Raw genomic sequence first — 3832 nt, 5'->3', positions numbered from 1 at the left:
GAATACCTTTACATATTTGGGAAAAATGCGACAAAGAATTTTAAATATAGCTTAAACTCTATTCCCCAAGAACTTTATTTGCATTCTCTCTTAATTCTCCATTTGGTGAAATATATCTGTATAAACAAGCTCTTGTAATATTCAACTCTTTACAAAGTTCAGTAACACTTGTATCTCTATTTTTCATAGAAGCTTCAGCTAATCTTACTTGAGCCTTTGAAAGTCCAAATTTTCTTCCACCCATTCTACCTCTTGCACGTGCTGCTTGAAGTCCTGCCATTGTTCTTTCACGAATTAATTCTCTTTCAAATTCTGCCAATGCTCCAAAGATTGAAAATATCATTTTACCAGCAGGTGAAGTTGTATCTATATTAACACCTTGTCCACTTAAAACTTTAAATCCAACTTTTCTTTTTGTAAGGTCTTCTACTGTTTGAATAAGATGTTTTAAATTTCTTCCAAGTCTATCAAGTTTATAAACAACTAATGTATCATTTTCTCTTAAAGCTTTTAAACAATTTTCAAGTCCAGGTCTTTGATCTTTAGAACCAGATATTTTATCAGTATAAATATTTTCTTTATTAACACCTTCTTTTATAAGTGCATCTATTTGTAAATCTAAAACTTGATTTCCATCTGCTTTTGAAACTCTTGCATATCCTATGAGCATTTTTATCCTTTTTTGAAAAGTGTATATTAAACGATGGTATGATTTACATTATGAATTAATAAAAAAACTATTCAATAAAGTGTAAATTAAAGTATATATTATTCAAAGTATATCTAATATAGTATAGAATTTAAATAAATTACAATTTTAAGGAGTTGTTGTGTCAGTATTACAAATTCTAACTAAAGAGGAAGAGAAAAGTTTCAATGTAGCTCCAAAATTTGATTCATTTGCAAAAAACTATTTTTTTAAACTCAATAGCGATATCATTGAAATCATCTCAGAAATGAGAAGTGACTCTAATAAAATTTTATTCATTTTAATGTATGGTTATTTTAAAGTATCAAATAGATTTTTTGAAATCAAAGAAGATGATGAGAATTATTTGTATATTGCCAACAGGAATAATTTTAATTCGTTTGATTTTCAAGAGATATCATCAAGAACAATTCAAAGATATAAGCAAATCATAAGATCACATTTCAATATTTTAGAATTTAATGAGATAACAGAATCTAAACTACAGCATCATACAGCAGAACTAGCTAATAATTTTATCCATAGAAAGAAAATATTTTATTCTTTGGTTGATTATTCTAAAAAGCTCAATATAGAAGTACCAAGTTACTCAGTGCTTTCAAATATTATTGGCACCGCACTGAATTCTCAGACAAATAGTATTTTAAATGCACTCAAACAATATAAAAATGATGAGAGATTACAACTACTTGATGAATTTACCAACAAAAGTAAAAGTTATAAAAATAGATACAATATTGGTAGCTACAAAAAGCTAGGACACTCAACTACTAAAAAGCAGATGGTTAGCTCTTTAGTACAGTTGGAAACTATAAAATCAAAATTTACTATTTCAAAGCCAATCATCGATGAAGTAGGTATAACAGATAGAATAGCTGGTTATTATTCAAAATGGCTTGAGCAAAGTAAAATAACACAACTTACACAAAAAGATCTACTTAATAGTCGTTTTATGTTGCTCTCATTTATAAAATACCAATACTATATTAGAAATGATAACTTTATTGATAGATTCATTTCTATCATTCAAACTACAAAAAACTCACTCTTTCGTCATCAAAAAGAGCTTAGCTTTAAATACGAACCACTTAAAAAAGCACTTACACAATCTTTGGAAGATTCAAATTTATCAATCATCAATGATGTTAATGCAATTCTTGAAAATAACAAAATACATGACTCTAATAAAGTATCTCAACTAAAAGAAATCATCGCATCAAAAACTCAAAATTTAAAAACTTTACTGACTCAAAAGAGTGATATAGAAGAACAAGATCTCAATCGATTTGATTTTTTAGAGAAATCTTCCAAGTCACTTCAAGGAAAACTTTCTGGTGTTATAAAACTAATTGAATTTGATAAAAAATCATCAAATAAGAATCTAATAAATGCAATTCAATACTTCAAAGATACAAACACCATCAAGCAAAATGTACCTCTAGAATTTTTAGATGAAGAGGAAAAATTAGCAGTGTATGACAGTGAAGGAAAAATAAGGGTATCTCTTTATAAGGCACTCTTATTTATCCATATAAGTGACGGTATAAAATCTGGTATTTTAAATCTTAAATATTCCTACAAGTATAAAAGCTTTGAGGAGTATCTAATACCAAAAGATGAATACCAAGCAAAGAAATATGAATTGTTAGAGTATTATGACTTGACTCACCTAGAAGATCTTAAAAAGTTTATAGTTCCAATCAGTAAAAAACTTGAGTCTAGTTTTAAAGTAACTAATGAAAAAATCATCAATGAACTAAATTTTCATTTTAAACTCACAAATAATTCATTTATTTTATCAACACCAAAGTTAGAGAAGACAGATCAGCAATTAGAACATACTATCTCAAAATATTTTCCACAAGCAGAATTTATATCAGTAATTGATTTACTTCACTCAGTACATCAACAAACCAATTTTTTAGATTGTTTCAAGCACTATTCATTACAAAACACTAGAATAAAAAATCTTGATGAAAATCTTTTATATGCTTCTATTGTTGGGTATGGTTGTAATATTTCTTTATCAAAAATGTCTAAAATATCCAAAGGTATTAGTGAGAATGAACTTGACACAGCTACTACTTGGTATTTTAGTGAAGATAATACAACTGAAGCGAATGATAAAATATTAGCATTTACTGATAATTTAGAGATTTCAAAGATATTAAGAAATAATAAAAAGATTAATCACACTTCAAGTGATGGTCAAAAATTTAATATAAAATCTTCTATTGATTCAACTAATGCTGGATATTCATTTAAATATTTTGGAACAGCAAAAGGTGTTAGTGTTTATACCTTTATTGATGAGTCTCATAAACTATTTTACTCTACAGTTATCAATGTGAACGAGAGAGAATCAGGCTATGTAATTGATGGGCTTATACATAATAATGTTGTAAAAAGTGATATTCATTCAACTGATACCCATGGGTTTAGTGAAGTAATATTTGGTATAACTCATCTATTAGGATTCTCATTTGCACCACGAATTAAAAATTTTAAAGATCAACAGTTATATGGGATTAATACTCCAAAGTATTATGCACAGAAAGGATATCAACTGGTCCCAAAACGGAAGATAAACTTGGAAATCATTAAGGATAATTGGGATGATATATTGAGATTCATCCTTACAATCAAATCAAGAAAAACAACGGCATCACAATTACTCAAACGACTTACATCTTATTCCAAACATCATAAACTTTACACTGCTATAAAAGAGTTTGGTAAAATCATTAAAACAGATTTTTTACTCACTTACATTGATAATCTGGAACTTCGCCAAAGAATTGAGAAACAACTTAATAAAGTAGAGGCTTCAAATAAATTTTCTAAAGCAGTATTCTTTGGAAATAATGCAGAGTTTATATTTGCATCACAAGAGGAACAAAATATTGCCAATAACTGCAAAAGACTTATTCAAAATGCAGTGATACTTTGGAACTACTTATACATCAACAAAAAATTACAACTAGCTTCATCACAAACACAAAAGGATGAAATCATAGAAGCACTAAAGAATAGTTCAATAGTTCATTGGAGTCATATCAATTTTTATGGTACTTATGATTTTACAAAAATAGATAAAAAAGTATTATCAATGATTAGCTAAAA

Annotated in this window: 2 protein-coding genes; one reads left to right on the top strand and one right to left on the bottom strand. The window is 27.5% G+C overall.

All coding sequences use genetic code 11. The annotated features are described in order from the left end of the window. Window positions 1-58 precede the first annotated feature (58 nt). A complete protein-coding gene (locus D9T19_RS14290; protein ID WP_121628921.1) occupies window positions 59-670 on the bottom strand; it encodes a recombinase family protein in 612 nt (203 codons plus the stop codon). Between the two features lie 160 nt (window positions 671-830). On the opposite strand from D9T19_RS14290, the gene D9T19_RS14285 reads away from it, so the two are divergent. Further along, complete coding sequence (locus D9T19_RS14285; protein WP_121628920.1) at window positions 831-3830, top strand: Tn3 family transposase; 3000 nt, start codon at window positions 831-833, stop codon at window positions 3828-3830. The last annotated feature ends 2 nt before the right edge of the window (window positions 3831-3832 follow it).

The sequence above is a fragment of the Poseidonibacter antarcticus genome (genome assembly GCF_003667345.1).
In the GTDB taxonomy this organism is placed as follows: domain Bacteria; phylum Campylobacterota; class Campylobacteria; order Campylobacterales; family Arcobacteraceae; genus Poseidonibacter; species Poseidonibacter antarcticus.
Note: the sequence above shows the minus strand (reverse complement) of the source record. Positions and strands in the feature narration are given on the sequence as shown.

Coding starts and splice junctions, on each gene's coding strand:
- D9T19_RS14290 (WP_121628921.1), bottom strand. CDS start 670: ATGCTCATAGGATATGCAAGAGTTTCAAAAGCAGATGGAAATCAAGTT.